This is a genomic window from Paenibacillus allorhizoplanae (genome assembly GCF_927798215.1).
In the GTDB taxonomy this organism is placed as follows: Bacteria; Bacillota; Bacilli; order Paenibacillales; family NBRC-103111; genus Paenibacillus_E; species Paenibacillus_E allorhizoplanae.
The window spans coordinates 32,342-53,188 of sequence record NZ_CAKMMW010000013.1 but is presented as its reverse complement, the minus strand read 5'-3'; the positions used below and the strand labels follow the sequence as shown (position 1 = coordinate 53,188).

The window sequence follows — 20,847 nt, the reverse complement described above, 5'->3', positions numbered from 1 at the left end:
CAGGTATGATGGATGTTAAGCCTATTTGGCTATCCAAGCTGATGACACATACTAAACTCAGGAGACCTAACATTATGGCGACCCAACTGCCTTCAACCTTACGCTTGCTAGATCGTTCAAATGATACCGAAGCCCAACCAATTTTATACGCTTTTGCTTTAGAAGAGCTCTTATGTCGTGCAATCGGGCAAGGAACACCTCCCATCTTACATATTTGGCGGCACCCGCGTGCGTTCGTTATGGGATTAAGAGATAGCCGATTGCCAAGCGCAGCGAATGCAGATGAATGGCTGCGAAGCCAAGGTTATGATACGGCTGTACGTAACTCTGGTGGAGCGGCAGTACCCTTAGATAAGGGAGTTGTTAATATTTCTCTGCTGCTCCCGAAGGGAGCGGGAGATATGGAGCATCGCAAAGATTTCGACCTAATGGTCGGAGTGATTCGAGAAGTAATGGCTTCCATTACGAACCGAATTGACCAAGGGGAAATTATTGGTTCATTTTGCCCAGGTGAATTCGATCTGAGCATTGGAGGGCGTAAATTTTGCGGTATTGCACAACGCAGACAGCAGCTTGCTATTTCAGTACAAGCTTTTCTGATTGTTGAAGGGCGCGGCGAGGAGAAGGCTGCATTAGCTCGTGGTTTTTATGAGAGAGCTGCCATATCAGCAACCAAACATGACTATCCGGTTGTGGTTCAGGAAAGCATGTCAAGCTTAGCGGAGTGTTTGCATTTGCCATTAACAGCAGAGTTGTTTGTTGAACAGCTGCGACAGGTAATGAACAATCGAGGCATTCCGTTTGCTCAAGCTGAGGAAATCGCCGGCTATCCCGACGATTCTCAGATACATGAAATGATTACGCTAATGAAGGAGCGCTATGCGATTTCATCCTAAAAAATAATGCAGCGCCGCTGGCAGTTCAATTTGCCAAAAACCCCATAAATGCTTGCCAGGTTTCTCTGTATAATGAAGCGTGGCATTTTTGTCTTGCAAAAACGTGTGCGTCAGTCTGTTTTCCCGGACGAAATCGAAGGTACCCCGCTCTGTTGGAACGTCAGTTTCGTCTGTGCCGATTAACATATAAATCTCAAGCCAAGATAAGTCATCTTCTTGTTTAATTCTTTCACGAGTTATGTCGAAAAATGCGCCTGACAAGGATATAACTCGGCAAAAAAGGCTAGGATAATCTAAGGCGAGATGCAAGGAAACTGTTCCACCAAGTGAATCTCCTGCAAGAATGCGTTCTGATCGGTCCGTACGGACGGGATAGCGGCTTTCTACATAAGGGAGAAGCTCCTCTGCGAAGAATTGACAGTAGGCATCATGACGCTCTCCTTCAGGGGCATATTCGGATGTTCGATTCGCATTATTCACATCGACTCCGACAACGATGGCAGGCTCCAGATCCTCATCAAGGATTAATCGAGTAAGGGTTGTAGCAATTCTGCCGAAATTAAAGAACTGTTCACCATCTTGACAGTAAATAACGGGATAAGAGAGCAGTTCGTTATAACCAGGGGGGAGATAGATCCGCAGGGGACGATTTTCTCCAAGCAGGCTCGAGGTTAGTTCATCTTTTACAATAGTACGCTTATACAAACGGGAGTCGTCTAGCATCGTGGATCTCCTTCGCAATTGGGGTAGGTGTATTATAGCAGTTGTTGTTTCCCTATAAACTGTATTATATATTTTGTTAAACTGTACTATTCACTGACAGTAAAAAAGGTGAGATCCCCCGCCACTACTGGTGTACAATTCACCAAAACAGGATTATAATAATACTATAACAGAAGTTCAGATAGTAGGCACCAAAATCATATAAGAGGTGAAATGGTATGAGTAAGCCACTTGTCAGCCAAGCAAATTATGAAGTGACCACAGAAAAGGTTGAACCATTGCAGGTTCTTGCTCCAGATGGCACAGTTGTAAATCCCGACAAAATGCCGAAGCTTAGCGATGAACAATTAAAAGAATTAATGAGAAGAATGGTATTCACACGCGTATGGGATGAAAGAGCAGTCAATCTAGGTCGTCAAGGCCGTCTTGGTTTCTATGCACCAGTTTCTGGTCAAGAAGCATCCATGATTGGTAGTGAATTTGCCCTGAATAAAGACGATTTCATTTGCCCAGGTTACCGCGATATGCCGCAATTGGTATGGCACGGTCTTCCGCTTTATCAAGCATTCTTGTATTCCCGCGGTCATCAACACGGCGGACAAATTCCGCAAGATGTTCACGTACTTATGCCACAAATTATTATCGGCGCACAAATTCTTCACGCAACAGGCGTAGCGATGGCTTTCAAAAAGCGCAACCAACCGCGTGTAGCAATCACATATACAGGTGACGGCGGAAGCTCCGAAGGCGATTTCTACGAAGGTATGAACTTTGCAGGCGCATTTAAGTTGCCTGTCATTTACTTTGTACAAAACAATGGTTACGCAATTACAACACCATATTCGAAACAAACAGGAGCACTTTCTGTTGCACATAAATCCGTTGCTGCGGGTATCAAAGGCGTGCAAGTAGACGGCATGGACGTTCTAGCTGTTGTTCAAGCGGTTACTGAAGCTGCTGAAAGAGGACGCAGAGGCGAAGGCGCTACGTTGATCGAAGCATTGACATACCGTTTCCGTCCACATTCCTTGGCGGATGATACGACGAAATACCGTACCAAAGACGAAGAGTCCGATTGGGAACCAAGAGATCCGCTTACACGTATGCGTTTGTTCTTGACGAAAAAAGGTCTTTGGAGCGAAGAAGAGGAAGCGAAAGTAAAGGAAGAAGCGAAAGCTACTGTTGCTGAGCACATCAAAAAAGCGGAAGAAACAGAGAAAATGACAGTCGCTGGTTTGATCGACTCCATGTTCGAAGTAACACCTTCACATTTGGAAGAACAAAAAGAATTGTATAAATAGAGCAAACGTTCGAAACAAGTTTTAACTAAGATTATGCTTACGGGGCAAGTTTTCTAACGAAAACATTTAGGAGGCACAGAGTAGTCATGGCACAAATGACAATGATTCAAGCGATAAAAGACGCGATGCGCGTAGAATTAGAAAGAGATCCTAATGTTATTTTGTTCGGTGAAGACGTTGGTAATGTTGGTGGCGTGTTCCGTGCAACAGAAGGCTTACAAAAAGAATTCGGCGAAGAGCGCGTATTCGATACGCCTCTTGCTGAGTCCGCAATCGGCGGACTTGCGGTTGGTTTAGGCGTACAGGGCTTCCGCCCAATCGCTGAAATCCAATTCGTAGGTTTCATTTACGAAGCACTTGACCAAATTTGCGTGCAAGCGGCTCGTATGCGTTACCGTTCCGGTGGACGTTATAACTCCCCAATCGTATTCCGTACGCCATTTGGCGGCGGTGTAAAAGCGGCTGAGCTTCATACTGATGCACTTGAAGGTCTACTTGTTCAAACACCAGGGATTAAAGTGGTTGTTCCTTCCAATCCTTATGATGCGAAAGGACTACTAATTGCAGCTATTCGCGATAATGACCCTGTTTTCTTCATGGAGCATTTGAACTTATACCGTGCGTTCCGCGGCGAAGTACCAGAAGGCGAATATACAGTCGAACTTGGTAAAGCGAATGTTGTCAAAGAAGGTTCAGACGTTACCATCATTACTTACGGCGCTATGGTTCACACTTCCATGAAAGCCGCTGAAGAAATCGAAAAAACAGAAGGCGTGAAAGTAGAAGTTATCGACCTTCGTACACTTCTTCCATTGGATATTGATACCATTGTCACTTCCATTAAGAAAACAAATCGCGCGATTATCGTTCAAGAAGCGCAAAAAACATCTGGAGTAGCTGCAGAGGTTATTGCTCAAATTAATGAAAAAGCGATTCTACATCTGGAAGCGCCAGTTCTACGTATTTCACCACCAGATACGGTGTATCCATTTGCACAGATCGAAGATGCTTGGTTGCCAAGTCCAGCAAGCGTTATTGCTGGAATTAAGAAAGTACTTGAATTCTAATTCACCCAGTCGAAGGTAACAGGAGGTCGTACACGTGGCATTGTTTGAATACAAGTTCCCAGAGCTTGGTGAAGGCATACATGAAGGCGAGATCGTGAAAATGTTAGTTAAAGCGGGTGACACCGTAACTGACGAAACGATTCTTATGGAAGTACAGAATGATAAAGCAGTCGTTGAAGTTCCTTGTCCAGTTGAAGGCAAGATCGTCAGCGTTGCAGTCAAAGATGGACAAGTCTGCACAATCGGTGAGCTTGTGATGACGATTGAAGTGACAGGCGAGATGCCTGCGGCTTCGATGCATCACGGATCCAGCCACGCGGCACCAGCCGTGGCTGTAGCAACACCACCTGCAGCAGCTCCTGCGCCAGCAGCAGTAGCAGCACCTGCAGCAGCGCCTGCTGCAGCTGTACCAGCGCCAACCGCGCCAACAGGTGGCGCGGGCCGCGAAGTGCTTGCGACGCCTAGCGTGCGCAAGCTGGCAAGAGAGAAAGGCATCACACTCGCAGAGGTGACGCCTACAGGGAAGCACGGCCGCGTAACACGCGAGGACGTGGAAGGCTTTGGAGGAGCTGGCACAGCGGCTCCGGCAGCAACAGAAGCAGCAGCACCAGCAGCTGAAACAACTGCGGCACCGTCATCAGTGTCATCAGTGCAGGTAGTAACAGCTGGCGATCGCGTCGAAGAACGGATCCCGTTCAAGGGCATCCGTAAAATCATCGCGAACGCGATGGTTAAATCCGTGTACACGGCTCCGCACGTGACATTGATGGATGAGATCGACGTGTCGGCACTTGTCGCTCTTCGTGAGCGTACGAAGCCTCTAGCAGAGAAAAAAGGCGTGAAACTGACATACCTTCCTTTCATCGTGAAAGCATTGGTAGCAGCTTGCCGTCAATTCCCGGTCATGAACGCGATGATCGACGAAGAGAAGCAAGAAATCGTCTACAAAAAGTACTACAACATCGGGATCGCAACAGATACAGAAAATGGCTTGCTCGTTCCTGTTATCCATGATGCTGACCGTAAAAACGTATGGTCGATCGCTTCTTCGATCAAAGATTTGGCTACTCGCGGACGCGATGGCAAATTGGCAGCGAATGAGTTGAAAGGCAGCACAATCTCCATCACGAACATTGGTTCCGTTGGCGGTATGTTCTTCACACCAGTTATCAACTTCCCTGAAGTTGCGATCCTAGGTGCAGGCCGTATCACAGAGAAACCAGTTGTGAAAAACGGACAAATCGTTGCCGCACACGTTATGGCGCTTTCCTTGAGTTTCGATCACCGTATCGTAGACGGAGCGACAGCACAAAGCTTCTTGAACTACATCAAACAGCTTCTGGCTGATCCAGAGCTTCTCGTCTTGGAGGTGTAACATCATGGTTGTAGGAGATGCTTCTTTAGATATAGATTTATTGGTTATCGGTGCGGGTCCTGGCGGTTACGTTGCTGCGATTCGCGCAGCACAGCTTGGACAAAGTGTTCTTATTGTTGATAAAGACGCTTGGGGCGGCGTATGTTTGAACCGCGGCTGTATCCCATCCAAAGCTTTGATCTCAGCAGCACATACGTATGAGCACGCTCAGCATGCCGATAGCATCGGGATCTCCGTAGAGAACGTAAAAGTGGACTTTGCGAAGGTACAAGCTTGGAAAAACAGCATTGTTGCTAAACAAACAGGCGGCGTTAGCGGCTTACTAAAAGGCAACAAGATCCAAACGTTCCAAGGTGAAGCGATGTTTATCAACGAGCACGAAGCACGTGTGTTCAATGATGCAGAAGCACCGCGTTACCGTTTCAAAAACTGTATTATCGCAACAGGTTCCCGTCCGATTGAGTTGAAAGCTTTCCCTTACGGTGGAAGAATCATCTCTTCAACAGAAGCGTTGAACTTGCCTGAAATCCCGAAAAGCATGATCGTTATCGGTGGTGGTTATATCGGGATCGAGCTTGGCCAAACGTATGCGAAATTCGGTACGAAAGTGACTGTGTTAGAAGGCTCTGATCACGTGCTTCCTGGTTTCGAGAAAGAATTAACGAAGCTGGTTGCTAAGAACTTAGAGAAAGTTGGCGTAGAGGTTCATACCGAAGCGTTAGCGCAATCCTGTACGAAAACAGACAACGATGTTACGGTTACATTCACAGTTAAAGGCGAAGAGAAACAAGTCACGGCAGATTACGTACTTGTAACTGTTGGTCGTCGTCCGAACACAGATGGCGAACTTGGTCTAGATCTTATTAACTTGAAAATGACAGACCGCGGTTTGATCGAAGTCGATAAGCAAGGTAGAACGAGCATTCCTCACATTTTCGCAATCGGTGATGTTGTTCCTGGTCTTTCCTTGGCGCACAAAGCTTCCTATGAGGCAAAAGTGGCGGCTGAAGCGATTGCTGGTCACGCAAGCATCGTTGATTACAAAGCAATGCCTGCTGTCGTATTCTCCGATCCGGAGATTGCTGGCGTTGGTCTAAGCGAAACCGAAGCGAAAGCGCAAGGAATCAATGTTACCATTGGTAAATTCCCTTATGCGGCTAACGGACGTGCGAATTCTTTGAATGCGGCTCAAGGCTTCGTGAAGCTTGTCGGCGACAAAGAAACAGGCCAACTGCTTGGTGGACAAATCGTAGGACCAGAAGCTTCGAACTTGATCGGTGAGCTAGCGCTTGCTGTAGAGATGGGCGCTAACCTGGAAGATATCGCACTTACGATTCATGCACATCCAACATTGACTGAAATGATTATGGATGCCGCTGAAGGTGCACTTGGACACCCGATTCACCAACTTGGTAAATAATTCTTTAATTACGGTTATTAGATGCCTTTAGATAAAAGTCCCGAGAGTTTGGCTGTAAAGCCGCTCTACGGGACTCTTTTATTTCATGGGAGGAATATGGAATGAACTTTCAGACTATCAACGGATGACCATTGGTTGCATACATAGCCAAGAATAAATAGATCGAAGCATACACATGCCGAGGTCTTATTTCTTTTTCCCGCATACAATGAACTATTGACAGACTCGAACGAGATACCAATAGGGGGAATTTCCATGTTCAAATGGATGTTCGTTACGCTAGTAAGGCTTTTACTTCCGTGCTTGCGTCTGTTTGTGTTGCTTGCTTTTAAGGTGAAAGTGACTGGCATGGCAAAACTCGATATGACGGGAAAAACAGTGCTCATTCCGAACCACGTATCGTTGTTGGATGCGGTGGTGCTCGCTTTAATTTTGCCTAAAGACGTGGCATTCGTAGTGAATACGAACATTGCGAAGCGATTTGCGTGGATACTCCATTTCAGAGCGCATATTACTGTAGACACCTCGAATCCTTATGCGGTACGTAAAATGCTGAAAACGATTCAAAGTGGAACACCCCTTGTCATTTTTCCAGAAGGACGGATCACGACAACAGGTGGCATGATGAAAATATACAGCGGCATAGGGTACCTTGCCTTACGATCTCAGGCTCGAATTGTACCGATTTCTATTGCAGGTTTGGAGTATTCGAAGCTATCGTATTTACGTGGGAAAATAAAACAACGATGGTTTCCGCAGGTGAACATTACGTTTGGTGAAGCTTTTCAGGTCCCCGCAGGGGATGAGCGCTTCACTAGAAAAGTTCAAAAGGAGCAAGCGACCGAGGTGATCCGCACTAAACTGTTAGATCATTTGCTGGATAGTCGGCTACAGCCCGAGGTTAACTTATTCAACGAGCTGCTGGAGGCGGCTCGAAGGCACGGTCAATCGAGAGTCATTTGCGAAGATGTGATGAGTCATTCTGCATTGACGTATCGGAAGCTGCAGTTGAGTAGCTATACATTGGCAGTTCGGTTGGGCAAGTTTTTGGATGGACAAAAGCGGGTTGCTTTATTGCTTCCCAATGCCGCGGGACATGTGGTGACGTTGTTTTCAGTATTCCGATTAGGAATTACGCCAGCGATATTGAATTACTCTGCCGGTAGGCAGGCGATGCTGGAAGCGTGTGAAACGGCCGAAGTGAGTACGGTGCTGACATCTAGAGTTTTTATCGAGAAGGCGGGTCTATCCGATTTTATCCAGAGTGCTAGCAGGTTATTCACACTTATTTATCTGGAGGATGTTAAGGAAGCGCTAACTTTACAAGATAAGTTCCATGGTTTGTTGGACTTTTTGATGCGGAAGAAGGGGCCAGTGGGTGCTGGTCTTAATGAAGCTGTGCTATTCACTTCAGGCAGTGAGAGTAAACCGAAGGGTGTCGTCCTGACGCACCGAAATATTTGCGCGAATATTCAGCAGGCAAGGCTTGTTATTGCCTTTAATAGTTCAGATAGTGTGCTTGGCAGCATGCCGATGTTTCATTCGTTCGGGCTGACTGCGGGCACGATGCTTCCGATTCTTTCGGGGGTGAAGCTGGTTCTATATCCAAATCCCTTGCATTACAAAGTCATTCCAGAGCTCGTGTATGACCGGAATATTACGATTTTATTCGGCACGTCAACGTTTCTTGGTGCTTACGCGAGAACGGCGCATCCTTATGATTTTGCTCATTCCCTGCGTTATGTTGTGGCTGGTGCCGAAAGGCTGAAAGAGGAAGTGCGTCAAATTTGGCAGGATAAATTCGGGATTCGCATTCTAGAGGGCTATGGAACGACGGAAACGACGCCCGTTATATCACTAAATACACCGATGCACGGGAAGAAAGGTTCAGTAGGCAAATTGCTGCCAGGGATTGAGGCTGTGGTGGAAGCGGTAGATGGGATTGCGACAGGTGGTCATCTGCTCGTAAGAGGCCCGAATGTGATGAAAGGGTATTTGATTCATAGTCGGGGCTTCGTTCCTGCGTCGGAGTGGTATAGCACCGGGGATATTGTGACGTTGGATGATCAAGGTTACTTGTTCATTCAAGCGCGTTTGCAGTCTTTTGCTAAAATAGGTGGCGAAAAAGTATCACTTCTCATGGTCGAAGAGCTCGTAGCAAAGAGTTTGGCCGCACCTGCGGTTTGCGCTGCTGTCCATGTGCCTGATCGGCGAAAAGGCGAGCGAATCATTGTTTTTCACACCAGTAAGGTGAGTCCTCTTGAAGCGCTCCGCGAGTTGATGAGGCAGGAGGGGCAGCCCGTGATTTATATGCCTTCTGAGTTTCGCTATATCGAGAAGCTGCCGCTATTGGGGAGTGGGAAGATTGATTATGTGACGATGAAGCAATGGGCACTGACAGGCGATGGTGAAGGTAAAGGTAAACCCACAGCTTAAGCTGTGGGTTTTGAACGTATGACGGTAATGGCGGCAGGTAGGAGTTCGATTTGAAGAGGAGTGGAACCGGCGAACTCTCCGTCTGCTTGGACAAGCAAGGGCTTTTCAGTCCGAATAGAGATCGATTTTCCTTTATAAAAAGTTACAGCGGGATGCTCGGTGTGCTTACCTTGGTACACGGTGAAAAGAACGGGCAGGAGGCGAATCCGGCTTTTGCTTTGAATAACAACAACATCGGCCATACCGTCTGTTGGACTTGCTGTCGGGCAAATTTGAATGGCGCCTCCGTAAAAAGGGATATTCGCAACGGCAGCCAGCCACATATAGGGTAATTTCGTTACGCTTCCATCTACCTCTATCCATGCGGTGGAAGGTTGATAGGTTGTGAACACACGAAGGATAGAGATGAAATAAGATAACCTACCTAGTCCAAGGCGGTTGAGGAACTTTTTGTAGCTGGCTTCATTCGTAAGTTTGGCGACCATGCCGTCAAAGCCTGCGCCGATGCTATTAACTGCCACTTGATTAATCTGACTGGCATAAAGTAGGTCAATTTGCAATGTGTCGGCGGCATGTAGGGCAATGTGTAGTGCTTCCAATGGATGATTAGGTATACCGTAGGCTTTTGCAAAATCATTGCCTGTTCCTGCCGGGATAATCGCGAGGGAGCAGACTGGAGAGGAACCGTTGCTATTCTGATGCTGCCAAACGCCACCTGCTGCTTCATGAACGGTGCCATCTCCGCCAATGATAATAATCCGCTGAACGTGATGCTCTTGAATCAGTGTAATGGCATGTTGCGTTGCTTCACCTGCTTGGGTTGTTAATTTGGCTAAATAAGAGATTCGATTTGCTTGGAGGTAGGCTTGGATGTCTCCCCAGATGTTAGCTCCTCTGCCATTGCCTGAAAGCGGGTTCACAATAATTCCGATTGATTCCATGTGTATTTGCCCCTTATCTTTTCGTTGAGGTGGTATTTTTTGGTAAGTAAAATGATTGCTGTATGTAGGTTTTATACGAATTTTCCTTTACATAAGGGGCACTGTTTTGTAAAATAAACCATAGGTAAATTAATTATTTTTGATGTTAGATTTTATGCCATGGAAAAGATTTCTATATGATTTACACTCGGGGGGAGAATGGGTAACTTTGAAATTGAAATCGGAATTGAACAGCATGCATCGCACAGGAAAGCTCAACGTCAACCTGTCCATCCTTCGTAATCTGAAACTTCGTTTTAAATTGCTGTTCATGAATGCGATTGCCATTTTATTTTTATTAATTGTAGGGATTACGGGCTATCATTATATGGACAAGATGTCTAGCAACTCTACTAGAATGTACGAGGAAAGTCTGCTATCTGTCAAATGGATTAATCAACTAAAAACAAATTTCAATGAAACTGAGTCTAATTTGCTAGAGATGATGCTTTCCACGGATGTGAAATATAAGGCTAAGTTAAAAGCCAAGTTGGATGAGAATGCGGGTACGAATAAAGATTTGGTTACGAAAATTGCAGGAATTGCGCTCAATGAGGAAGAGGCTGGGGCCTTCAAAAGCTTCGAGGAGTTGAACCTGAAATATCGTGAATTCGTCACTAAAACCATGGATCAAGCGACGCAAAATAATCAAGTTGCTTATCAGGTTTACAATAATGAAGTATCCCCGCAAGGTGATAAAACGGTAGAAGCATTAGATAAGCTTGTAGGGCTCAAAGAATCCGCGGCTGAACAATTCCAGAAATCTAGTAGTTCGGATTCAGCAACCTCGCATTGGGTCATTATACTGACGATCATCATTGCAATTATTGTGATGACCTTGGGTGCATTGACGTTGGATATGATCATTTCTACACCTATTCGCAAACTTCAAGAAAACATGGAAAAGGCAGCCGGTGGAGATCTGTCCGTTAAAGGGGACTACCCTTATGGGGATGAGGTAGGTAAGTTAACGAATTCCTTTGATGTCATGACAGGGAGCTTGCGCAGCCTAGTTATGCAAATCTCGGATAATGCTTTAACACTTTCAGCGAGTTCCGAAGAGCTTCTAGCTAGCTCAGAGCAAAGCTCTTTGGCGGCAAGGCAGGTTGCTACTTCTAGTCAGCAGTTATCGGAGGATTTCGATAAGCAATTTGCTGGTGTGACGCAAGCGAATGAGGCTGTTGGTCTTATGCTGACTAGCACGAAGCAAATTGATGAGTCGGCGCAAGTGGTTGCTGAGCTCGTGAATCAAGCGACACAGGCCGCTCAGCATGGTAAGCAATCGGTCGTTTCGATCGCGGGACAGATGTCTGAGATTTCAGACGCGGTCCGTGACGTTAATGTGGTTATCGAAGCTTTGGGTAAAAATGCACACAAAATTGGAGAAATCGTCAATGTCATAAACGAGATCTCGACGCAGACGAATCTGCTTTCCTTGAATGCAGCGATTGAAGCAGCTCGTGCAGGGGAAGCAGGACGCGGCTTCGCGGTCGTTGCTGGGGAAGTACGCAAACTTGCGGAGCAGTCGTCCACTTCTGCGCGAAATATTACGGATCTGGTCTCGACGATCCAACGACAGATCAATCAAGCTGTGAGCTCCATGCATGCAGGAGCAGGCAAAGTGCAAGAGGGATTGACGATTTCGACGGAAGCACAGGAATCGTTCGTACATATCGAGACTTCGGTCGAGAAAGTGAATACGAAAGTGGAAGATGTGAATCGGAACATCCACCAGCTTGTAGATGCCAACTTGCGCATCGAGCAAGTGATGCGCATCGTGAGCTCCGTTTCGGAGACGGGGATTTCCGTCAGCCAAGAGACATCCGCTGCGAGTCAGCAGCAAATGTCGACCACGGAGGAAATCGAGAACTCCGCGAAGTCCTTGGCTGGACTAGCGGAAGAATTGCAAATTTCGCTGCAGAAATTTAAGGTGTAGAGTGAACCCGCGGGCGTTGTGCCTGCGGGTTTTTGGTTGTGTTGCTGTAACGGTGAAAAACACTCTTACAGCGAGAGAAGGGCTAGGAATCGGCCGCCGAGCTAGCTGTAAGGGTGAAAAACGCGCTTACAGCATGAGAATGGCGAGAAATCCGCCGCCGAGCCAGATGCAACGGTGAAAAACACGCTTACAGCGTGAGAACGGCTAGGAATTTGCCGGTAACAAGAGTCGAGCTGTATTTCGCGCGCTATCCTATTAATTGTTCTAGCGCTTCAGCTGTCGGACGGTAGTATTTTATCCTCTGCGTGCCCTTTCCCACGCTTTCAAGGAGTTCTTTCTCAAGCATGACCTTGAGTACTCGGCGCGCTTTCTGCTCCTTTATGGACAATACCTGACACACATCTTGAATTGTAAGTAATGTCTCTAAGTTTATCGCATAACGCAAAACTTCCTTCTCCACGTAGCTTATCACTTTGACCGAAGCGTCGTTCATACCCAGGTAACGGCCCATAAATTGTTGTAAGATTTGTTGGCACATGCGAGGGCGATCTTTGATATCGTCGTAGGAGAAACGGAGGATTCGCCAGCCATCGATGATGAGGTGGTTCTGACGAATGAGGTGATCGGAGAATTGGGAGCGGCTAATTTGCGAGGCGTGAGTGGTGAAGCCATCGATTTCGATGGCAAGTTTGAGTGTATGTTTGATAAAAGCAAAATCAAGGAATCGGGTTCCATCTCGGAAGTCTTTCACTTCATATTCGGGATGAAGATCGTTGAAATGTTTAAAAGCAGGCCACCAAACCTGCAAGAGAAATAGTTTTTCAGCATGACTATGGCCCTCCAACAGTCTGCGAAGAGAGTCCCCTTTTCGAGTAGATGCGTGGTAAGCGATAAATACATCATGTGCAACTTCGAATGCTTTTTTCATGTGGATACCTCCTTGAAATCAATAAAGCCGCTTCTCATGAGCAGCCAAGGCTGAACTTGAAAAGCGGCGTATGCTTTACGACCAACTATGTCAACATTGTAGCACACACACTCCTTATATCACCACCGTATTGACACGCTTGTACAATTATTATATAATATTAAAGTTGATTGAAATGAAACCATATAAACACTTCATATTTAGCCTCATTTACCCCACACGAACGATTAGCGAGAAGAAAGTAACCCCCTCTCCTTGTTTGTTTTTCTCCCAATGCGCAGTCCATCAGCTCATTTATGGTAAACCCGAGGCAACGTAAGTGTTTCGGCAGTAAGTGTTTGTAACGCAATTCGCACTGGCGCGGTCATTGGAGCCGCAAGGATGAAAGAGAGGTAGGGCTTTCATTGTTTTGATATTCCAACACATGAATTACGCAATTTCATAGAGATCAATTGATGTTTAGATAATCGTTTTCGTGCTGATCAGGTGCGGGAACGATTTTTTATGTTGATTTTGGCTGGTGAATCATAGGCACTTCATTTACAATAAAAGCAAATCAACCAATGGTTTGCTGGAGGTTCGGAAGGTCTGGAAAGTTTGAAAAGTTTGGAAAGTGGAAGGCTTTACGAAAGGTTGATTGTGAATTGTGGGTTTGTTTTAATGTAAGGTTTTGATCATACATAGAAAGAGGCACACTTCCCATGCCAGAACAAGTATTTGAACTTAAAGCAACATGGACAGGCGGTCTTCATGGGACCGGTCAGCTTCAGGCTGATGACCTACAGACATCCTTTTCCGTGCCAAGCGAATTTGACGGACCCGGCGTGGGGACGAATCCCGAAGAAATGCTGCTCGGCGCCGCGGCAACCTGTTACATAATCACCTTAGGCACGCTGCTCGCAAGAGAAGGGATCCAATCCCTTGAACTCAGTTCTCACATCTACGTCCAGAACCGACCAACGATGAAAGTGAATGCGATCGTCCATCGTCCTCTTATTACTGTGCCACCACATATGACCGAAGCTCAACTGGATAAAATAAGCAAAGCCGCATTCCGTGCAGAACAAACTTGCATGATTAGCAAAGCCTTACGAGGCAATGTACATATAAATGTAGAGCCAGAGATTCGAATCTCTGGAGAGTAGCTTTGAACTAATCCGGTGTCCGATTCGATCTAGAAGGAGAGCAGCGCAACGATGAATCTGAACAAAAAAGTATTTATCGGTTTTTTACTTTTCATCATCATCCCTTTATTCGTCCTAGGGTCAGCAGTGTACACGGTCTCCCAGCAGCTTATTGAGAAGAAATACGGAGACTTAACAGAAGTCACGCTGCAAGCGATCTCTCGTAATATTTACTACATGTTCAAGGAAGCGAACTATTTCTCCGATTTCTGGATGGTAAAAGATAGCATCCAAGGCATCTATCGTACGATAGATGCAACGAAACCGAATGCGGATCCTCTCTCCTCCTATGATTTGAACACATTTGATACGCTGCTTCGCGGCTCGATTCTGACGTATTCACCGGTTCAATCCGTCGTCATTTACAACAATAGCGGCAGATCTTTTAGCGCAGGGCGAACGAGCGGAAGTTCAATTCCATGGCAAACGATTCAGCAAAGCATGGCCTTCCAGCATATTCAGGAACTGAATGGCAGTCCACTCTGGATTGGACCCTCCGAGTTCAAGGAGTTCGGTTCAGGCCGCGGCGAATTCTACCAAGCGCGCATGGTGAAAGATTTTTGGACAATGGATAATCTCGGCTATATGCTGTTGAAATTTAAATTTAATGAGCTGGATCAAATATTCAAATCTTTTAATACGAGCGAGCAAAGCTCCAAACGTTATCTGCTGATCAACAAAAACGGTCTTATTTTTTACGATAATAAACAAAGCTTAGAAGGGGCGAATGTCCTTCAATTAACCCAGGGTAAATTGGATCTTGGATTCAACAATTACAGTTTCAAGGCCGATTTTCAAAATGAAAAAAGTCTGATTTCCCTCTATCATTTGAATATTAATGGGATGGGGGTTCAGGATTGGAGTGTCGTGTCGATCACGTCATGGAAATATGTCGCTGGGGAAATCGAGACGATTATGAAGCTGGTGGCAGGAATTACGTTTATTTGTTTGTTCTTTGCCCTGGTCTATAACCTTGTCTTCGTAAGACGTATTATTCAACTGATTCTTCGTATGCTGTCCTCTATGAAAAAGGTGGAACGTGGTGATCTGACTACCCGTTTGGAAGTGAGCGGAAAGGATGAAACCACAGCGCTAGCGAGAGGGTTTAATAGTCTAGTTGTAAGGATTGAGGATTTGCTCGAAGAGGTGAAACGTCAGCAGGACCGCAAAAACAAGGCAGAGCTCATGCTGTTGCAAGCGCAGATTAAGCCTCATTTTCTTTTTAATACACTCGAGTCCATCAATGTGCTAGCCATTCAAAACCAAGGGAAGAAAGTCAGTCAGATGGTGATTCGTCTTGGGAATTTGCTGAGAATCGGGATGGAAAATCGGGAAGAGATTACGTTGAAACAGGAGCTTGAGCATTTGCGCAGCTATTTGGAAATTCAGGAGTTTCGCTTTGAAGATCAGTTTCAATATACGATCGAAGCACCTCCGGAACTGCTCCATGAGGACATTCTGAAGCTAACCTTGCAGCCTTTGGTCGAGAACAGCTTACAGCATGGCTTTGAACCGATTGATTACATGGGCTTAATTTCGGTGAAAGTTGTGGACGAAGGAGATCGGATTGGGCTATATGTGACTGACAATGGCGTTGGGATTAGTAACGATAAGCTTGCGAAATTCCATTATAAAACCGAACTGGAGACGCCATTTCATGAGATTCTGGAATCGAATGAAGAGCGCAGAGGCCTTGGTGTAAGTAATGTTGCCGATCGCGTTCGGATTCAATATGGCGAGCACTATGGGATGTTTATTTGTTCCCAAGAAGGTCAAGGTACGACGATGAAGGTTATCATTCCGAAAAGGAAGAGGGATGCATGTTGAGGTTAAAAGCGATTTTGGCAGATGATGAGCCTAACATTTTACGTAATTTGCAAGCGGTCATTCCTTGGGAAGAGCTCGAAATTGATATTGTAGGCACAGCCAAAAATGGTCTTGAGGCCTTGGAACTATGTATTCAGCATATCCCGGACATCGTGATGAGTGATATTCGGATGCCGCAAATGGACGGTATTACGTTTATCCATAAGCTCCGGGAAATCAATGAGGACTGCACGGTGCTGATGGTGACGGGGTATCAGGATTTCGACTATGTGCGCTCACTGCTGCGGGTGGGGGTGAGTGATTATATTCTGAAGCCGATCAATTACGAAGAACTTGAGAATTCGATTCGTAAGCTTGCAGGCGAAATTCGTGCGAAGAAACAGAACCATCAAGAAGAACTCCTTAAGTGGGGGAAGATCAGAAGCTTAGCTTACGAGAAGATTTTGCAGGATATCATGATGGACTATGCAGATATTACAGCGAGTACGCAGCTTCCTATTGACCAAGGGGATTTAGAGACACTGCGCTATGTGTTCGCCATTATTGATGTAGATAATTATTCCCAGAAATCGTTGCTGTGGACCGAGCAAGAACGTAAGCTGTGGAACTTCGCTGTGCGCAATGTCCTACAGGATTCCTTGGCGGACGAGATATCCAACCACACCGTTCTTCAGATGCGAGAAGGGGAATGGTCACTGCTCATGGCGTGGGAGGAAGCAGACCCTACGTCCGTAGAAATGAAATTGCTTGAGTTAGCCCCTAAGCTTCAACGAAATGTTAGTCAATCTGTGAAACTGGGGATTAGCGTGGGCTACTTTCCAGAGCCTGTAGGATTACAGCAGTTAGCGGATACCTATCGAAAGCTGCAGAGATTCATGCAGTTAAATTTAGATAAGCAGCAATCTGTGCTGCCATATAAAGAGGCCAAAGAATCTTCGGATGCGAGTAGTTCGCTTTGGTTTTTGGTAGAGGAAATTGTTACAGGCATGAAACAGTTAAATCGTCCAAAGACCGAGGATGCGTTGAATCGTCTTAAATTATTGCTGGAAGGTTTGTCGGAGGGATCATTCGCTCGCGCCTATCAGATGCTGCACTATTTGATCCTGCATGTGCTGAGAGAGCTGCGTGAAATGAATGCCCTCGATAGCCAGGAAGAAGAACAGATTTGGCGTGAGCTGGATAAAAGCGAAAGTATCCCGCATTTGCTGCAGGTTATGGTACAACTTGTATCGAACGGGCTAGAAGGTACGAATAAGAAGAAAAATAGTGAGCTCCTCATGGCAGCTGCTAAGGAGTATATTCGAACGCATTATTCAACGGATTTCGGCATTGAGGATGTAGCCAGCTCCTTAGGGATTAGTTCGAGTTATTTCAGTTTGTTATTTAAACAACACTTTGGGGAAACCTTTGTGGAGCATGTGACGAAACATCGGATGGAGCAGGCGAAGTCCTTGTTGCTTCACAGTGACAAAAGCATTACGGATATCGGGAAATGTGTCGGTTACATTGAACGGCGCTATTTTACTAAGGTATTTCAGAAGTTTACTGGCGAAATTCCTTCCGAGTATCGTGATAAGCGCAAGGAAGGGAACTAGAGGAATTTGCCCCTAGATTAGGAATTTATCTGTCTTTAGTACATACAGGGGTTCAATTATACTTAAATGGTAAGTTTAAAGGAGAACCAAGTGGATGAGAAAACGAACACTAATTTGGAGCGCAGGTGCCGTGGCTCTCACGTTCATGCTGTCGGGATGCAGTATATTTTCGGATGATTCGGATCCAGGGCGTGATGCGTCTAACGGAAAAGGTATCCAGAATGCGCCAATTTTGCTGACCATCCGGCATACACAGGTAAAGGATACGCAGAAGAAACGCCTCGCCATGCTGCAGGATGTTGTCAAAGCGACCGAAGCCAAAGTGCCTGGCTTAACGATTACATTAGATGGTGTGGAAGATAAGGTGAATCGCTTTGAAAAGCTGCGAGCAGAAATGGCTGCAGGGAATCCGCCAGAAATATTCGACCTGTTCGGAGGTACGGATACGAAGGATTATGTGAAGGCGAATCGACTGCTGGACCTTACCCCTATCCTGCAAGAACTTGGGTTAACAGATAAGTTCTATAGCTTCGATGAGTTCACGGTGAATGGCAAAATCTATGGGATCCCGATGGCTGGTTATGTGGAAGGCCTGTACTATAACAAAAAGATTTTGACTCAGCAGGGAATCAAGCTGCCGGAAACCTGGGACGAGCTAGTAGCCGCAGCGGCAAAGTTGAAAGCTGCCAAAATTACCCCTTTTGCCATGGCGGCTAAGGACTCCTGGGTTATTAATATGATGATTAATACGATGTGGGTGCGCACAGCAGGTGCGGATTCGATCGAGGGATTTTTGAATGGGAGCATGCATTGGACGGATCCAGAGGTATTGAAAGCTTTTGAACAGTATAGAACGCTCATTCAAAAAGACTATTTCCAAGATGGCAGTCTAGCACTTGCTTATGCCGAACAGCAAAATACATTCAGCAGTGGAAATGCAGCTTTCATGTTTGATGGCAGCTGGGCGAACACGCCACTCCTTGATCCTGAGAAATCAGTCATTGCTCGTGATGTCGGCTTCATGAACTTCCCATCCATGGGTGGGCCTGGTGACGGGTATATCAATGGGGGCTGGTCCAATGCCTATGGCTTTTCCAAAAAAGTAACGCCAGAACAATTGCTGGCAATCAAAGAGTTTATTAAGCAAATGTATACGGAATCCATGCAGAAGAGGCAGCTCGTTGAAGAGGGTATGCCACCGGCGATGAAGCTGCAGGATACGAGTCAAGTGAACCCCTTGATTACGGAAATATTGCATGTGTTTGCGAATAGTAAAGGAACCTTCCCAGCCTTCGATTCCCGCATTCAAACGAAGGTTCGCGAGAAGCTTGAACGCGGGATGCAGGAGTTGCTTGGTGGACGAACAGATCCAGCTTCGCTGATGAACGAATTACAGAAGCAGCAAGAGGCTTCGAATAAAGAAGAAACCCATACCAAATAGTAGTAGGATGACATATGAACAAAATGGGAAGACATGCATGGGCATACACGCTCTTTACTTTGCCGACGCTGCTCATATTTGCGACTTTTTTCTTGTATCCCATGCTGATGTCGCTGCGTTACGGTTTTACAGAGTGGAACGGCATCTCCCCGGCAATATTTAATGGGCTGGACAATTTCGTTGCTGCTTTCCAAGATCCTTATTTCTGGATTGCCGTGCGAAATAATATGTATTTCATTAGCTTTTCAATCGGGATTCAAATTCCTATTATACTAGCCATTGCACTGCTTGTGAGTCAAATAAAGCGTTGGGTCGGGTTTTATAAAGCCCTGATTTTCCTTCCAACGATTCTATCGACTGCAGTCGTAGGTGTACTCTGGGAATTCATTTATCATCCACAGGCGGGGCTGCTTAATCAAGTCTTAGAAGCTGTCGGTTTATCGAGCTGGCAGCATGCTTGGCTGGCAGACGGGGCGACGGCAATGCTCGCCATTTTGATTACAAATGCTTGGCAATGGATGGGATTCTATGTGGTGCTCGTTGTATCTGCGATCTATGCCATTCCGAAACATTTGGTAGAAGCCGCTCAATTGGATGGTGCAGGCAGCCTGAGACAAGCATGGTTCGTCATTCTGCCGCTGCTAAGACCCGTCATTGTGGTTATGATGCTTTTATCCATTACAGGCGGCATGAAAGCCATGGACATTGTAGTTGTCATGACAGGTGGGAATCCCTATGGTATTACGGAAGTTATGGCGTCCTATATGATCAAAAAAGCGTATCGTATCGGTGAGTATGGCTACGCTAACAGTATCGCGGTATTGATCCTCTTTTTTACGGCTATCTTAACGTCCGTATTCGGATGGTTCACAAGGAACCAGGAGGAGGTACGCTTATGAGAGGAAGCCTCCTGCGCCGTGTTTTTCCACATGCGGTATTGTTGATCTACATCGGGGTGATTTTATTTCCACTTGTGTGGACGTTGAATTCATCTTTCAAAACGAATAAAGAAATCATTACTTCCCCATGGTCCTTTCCTACAGAGCTTTCGTTATCGAATTATTGGAATGCGTGGACTGGTGCACATGTGGGCCATTATTTTATGAATAGTGTGATCAATTCGACGGTTTCAGCTATTGTTTCGTTAGCGCTAGGAACTGCGACCGCCTATGCGCTGACTCGGATGTCTTTTCCAAAGTTAAGTCTTGTTCTGAAAAGGATTCTAATCCTGGCTCTGCTGGTGCCTGCCGCTTCCTTGCTGGTCCCTTTGTATATGCTGTTAAGGAACATGCATCTGTATAACACACCGTTAGCTTTAATTCTGCCATATGTGACAGTAGGATTGCCTTGGACCGTATTCATGGTAAGCAGCTTCCTGACCTCCATACCCAATGAACTGGAAGAAGCGGGCATTATGGATGGGCTCTCCATATACGGGTTGTTGTGTCGGATCATCGTTCCTATTTCACTACCGTCCCTATTTACCGTATTCATGTTGAACTTTCTAACGAGCTGGAATGAATTCATCATGGCTAATTTATTTCTGACCAAAGAGAAGCTGAGGACGCTCCCTGTGAGTATGGTGGCCTTCTATGACCAATTGAATATGAACTATGGTTCGCTATGCGCGGCGATCATGATCAGCATGATTCCAGTTGTTGTGATGTATCTCCTTCTACAGAGAGGCATCATGGAAAATATCAAAGCCTAAATAAACTCTCAAGGAGCGTGTACATAC

At 45.9% G+C, this 20,847-nt stretch carries 16 protein-coding genes; 13 read left to right on the top strand and 3 right to left on the bottom strand.

The features are described from left to right. Positions 1-74 precede the first annotated feature (74 nt). A complete protein-coding gene (locus tag L6I86_RS20390) occupies positions 75-896 on the top strand; it encodes a lipoate--protein ligase family protein (RefSeq protein ID WP_236290071.1) in 822 nt (273 codons plus the stop codon). On the opposite strand, the gene L6I86_RS20385 is transcribed toward L6I86_RS20390, so the two are convergent. Continuing rightward, complete coding sequence (locus tag L6I86_RS20385; RefSeq protein WP_236290069.1) at positions 888-1,619, bottom strand: alpha/beta hydrolase; 732 nt, start codon at positions 1,617-1,619, stop codon at positions 888-890. The two genes, L6I86_RS20390 and L6I86_RS20385, sit on opposite strands and share 9 nt — an antisense overlap. A 218-nt stretch (positions 1,620-1,837) precedes the next feature. Here L6I86_RS20385 and pdhA point away from each other — a divergent pair, with 218 nt between their 5' ends. The 5 genes from pdhA (at position 1,838) to L6I86_RS20360 (ending at position 9,218) form a co-directional block, all read left to right on the top strand. Further along, positions 1,838-2,920, top strand: a complete 1,083-nt coding sequence (pdhA, locus tag L6I86_RS20380) for a pyruvate dehydrogenase (acetyl-transferring) E1 component subunit alpha (RefSeq protein WP_068665588.1) — start codon at positions 1,838-1,840, stop codon at positions 2,918-2,920. Positions 2,921-3,006: 86 nt separating this feature from the next. Continuing rightward, on the top strand, positions 3,007-3,987 hold the full coding sequence (locus L6I86_RS20375; RefSeq protein WP_057311951.1) for an alpha-ketoacid dehydrogenase subunit beta: 981 nt from the start codon (positions 3,007-3,009) through the stop codon (positions 3,985-3,987). 34 nt (positions 3,988-4,021) lie between these two features. Beyond that, on the top strand, positions 4,022-5,362 hold the full coding sequence (locus tag L6I86_RS20370; protein ID WP_236290067.1) for a dihydrolipoamide acetyltransferase family protein: 1,341 nt from the start codon (positions 4,022-4,024) through the stop codon (positions 5,360-5,362). A 4-nt stretch (positions 5,363-5,366) separates the two neighbouring features. Further along, entirely contained in the window at positions 5,367-6,782 is a 1,416-nt protein-coding gene (gene lpdA / locus L6I86_RS20365) for a dihydrolipoyl dehydrogenase (protein ID WP_236290064.1), read from the top strand. Between the two features lie 255 nt (positions 6,783-7,037). After that, positions 7,038-9,218, top strand: a complete 2,181-nt coding sequence (locus L6I86_RS20360) for an AMP-binding protein (protein ID WP_236290062.1) — start codon at positions 7,038-7,040, stop codon at positions 9,216-9,218. Here L6I86_RS20360 and L6I86_RS20355 read toward each other — a convergent pair. Continuing rightward, positions 9,215-10,159, bottom strand: a complete 945-nt coding sequence (locus L6I86_RS20355; RefSeq protein ID WP_236290060.1) for a diacylglycerol/lipid kinase family protein — start codon at positions 10,157-10,159, stop codon at positions 9,215-9,217. The genes L6I86_RS20360 and L6I86_RS20355 overlap by 4 nt on opposite strands. Before the next feature lie 208 nt (positions 10,160-10,367). Between L6I86_RS20355 and L6I86_RS20350 the strand changes: the two genes are divergently transcribed. Continuing rightward, positions 10,368-12,134: a methyl-accepting chemotaxis protein gene (locus L6I86_RS20350; RefSeq protein ID WP_236290058.1), complete on the top strand. Its 1,767-nt coding sequence runs from the start codon at positions 10,368-10,370 to the stop codon at positions 12,132-12,134. A 247-nt stretch (positions 12,135-12,381) separates the two neighbouring features. Here L6I86_RS20350 and L6I86_RS20345 read toward each other — a convergent pair whose 3' ends face one another. Then, complete coding sequence (locus L6I86_RS20345) at positions 12,382-13,062, bottom strand: endonuclease domain-containing protein (RefSeq protein WP_236290056.1); 681 nt, start codon at positions 13,060-13,062, stop codon at positions 12,382-12,384. Between the two features lie 701 nt (positions 13,063-13,763). Here L6I86_RS20345 and L6I86_RS20340 point away from each other — a divergent pair. The 6 genes from L6I86_RS20340 (at position 13,764) to L6I86_RS20315 (ending at position 20,820) form a co-directional block, all read left to right on the top strand. Further along, on the top strand, positions 13,764-14,207 hold the full coding sequence (locus L6I86_RS20340) for an OsmC family protein (RefSeq protein ID WP_236290055.1): 444 nt from the start codon (positions 13,764-13,766) through the stop codon (positions 14,205-14,207). 51 nt (positions 14,208-14,258) lie between these two features. Then, complete coding sequence (locus L6I86_RS20335; protein WP_236290053.1) at positions 14,259-16,073, top strand: sensor histidine kinase; 1,815 nt, start codon at positions 14,259-14,261, stop codon at positions 16,071-16,073. Beyond that, positions 16,067-17,668 (top strand): response regulator transcription factor, encoded by a 1,602-nt coding sequence (locus L6I86_RS20330; protein WP_236290051.1) that lies wholly within the window; start codon positions 16,067-16,069, stop codon positions 17,666-17,668. Before L6I86_RS20335 ends, L6I86_RS20330 begins: the two co-directional genes overlap by 7 nt. Positions 17,669-17,762: 94 nt before the next feature. After that, a complete protein-coding gene (locus tag L6I86_RS20325; protein WP_236290049.1) occupies positions 17,763-19,109 on the top strand; it encodes an extracellular solute-binding protein in 1,347 nt (448 codons plus the stop codon). 14 nt (positions 19,110-19,123) lie between these two features. Continuing rightward, positions 19,124-20,008 (top strand): carbohydrate ABC transporter permease, encoded by an 885-nt coding sequence (locus L6I86_RS20320; protein WP_236290047.1) that lies wholly within the window; start codon positions 19,124-19,126, stop codon positions 20,006-20,008. Further along, positions 20,005-20,820 carry a carbohydrate ABC transporter permease gene (locus tag L6I86_RS20315; RefSeq protein ID WP_236290046.1) on the top strand — a complete coding sequence of 272 codons (816 nt, stop codon included), beginning with the start codon at positions 20,005-20,007 and terminating at the stop codon, positions 20,818-20,820. Before L6I86_RS20320 ends, L6I86_RS20315 begins: the two co-directional genes overlap by 4 nt. The last annotated feature ends 27 nt before the right edge of the window (positions 20,821-20,847 follow it).

Bases quoted from the DNA above. Each gene is read 5' to 3' on its own strand.
- L6I86_RS20390 (WP_236290071.1), top strand. From the start codon at position 75: ATGGCGACCCAACTGCCTTCAACCTTACGCTTGCTAGATCGTTCAAAT.
- L6I86_RS20385 (WP_236290069.1), bottom strand. From the start codon at position 1,619: ATGCTAGACGACTCCCGTTTGTATAAGCGTACTATTGTAAAAGATGAA.
- pdhA (WP_068665588.1), top strand. From the start codon at position 1,838: ATGAGTAAGCCACTTGTCAGCCAAGCAAATTATGAAGTGACCACAGAA.
- L6I86_RS20375 (WP_057311951.1), top strand. From the start codon at position 3,007: ATGGCACAAATGACAATGATTCAAGCGATAAAAGACGCGATGCGCGTA.
- lpdA (WP_236290064.1), top strand. From the start codon at position 5,367: ATGGTTGTAGGAGATGCTTCTTTAGATATAGATTTATTGGTTATCGGT.
- L6I86_RS20360 (WP_236290062.1), top strand. From the start codon at position 7,038: ATGTTCAAATGGATGTTCGTTACGCTAGTAAGGCTTTTACTTCCGTGC.
- L6I86_RS20355 (WP_236290060.1), bottom strand. From the start codon at position 10,159: ATGGAATCAATCGGAATTATTGTGAACCCGCTTTCAGGCAATGGCAGA.
- L6I86_RS20345 (WP_236290056.1), bottom strand. From the start codon at position 13,062: ATGAAAAAAGCATTCGAAGTTGCACATGATGTATTTATCGCTTACCAC.
- L6I86_RS20340 (WP_236290055.1), top strand. From the start codon at position 13,764: ATGCCAGAACAAGTATTTGAACTTAAAGCAACATGGACAGGCGGTCTT.
- L6I86_RS20335 (WP_236290053.1), top strand. From the start codon at position 14,259: ATGAATCTGAACAAAAAAGTATTTATCGGTTTTTTACTTTTCATCATC.
- L6I86_RS20330 (WP_236290051.1), top strand. From the start codon at position 16,067: ATGTTGAGGTTAAAAGCGATTTTGGCAGATGATGAGCCTAACATTTTA.
- L6I86_RS20325 (WP_236290049.1), top strand. From the start codon at position 17,763: ATGAGAAAACGAACACTAATTTGGAGCGCAGGTGCCGTGGCTCTCACG.
- L6I86_RS20320 (WP_236290047.1), top strand. From the start codon at position 19,124: ATGAACAAAATGGGAAGACATGCATGGGCATACACGCTCTTTACTTTG.
- L6I86_RS20315 (WP_236290046.1), top strand. From the start codon at position 20,005: ATGAGAGGAAGCCTCCTGCGCCGTGTTTTTCCACATGCGGTATTGTTG.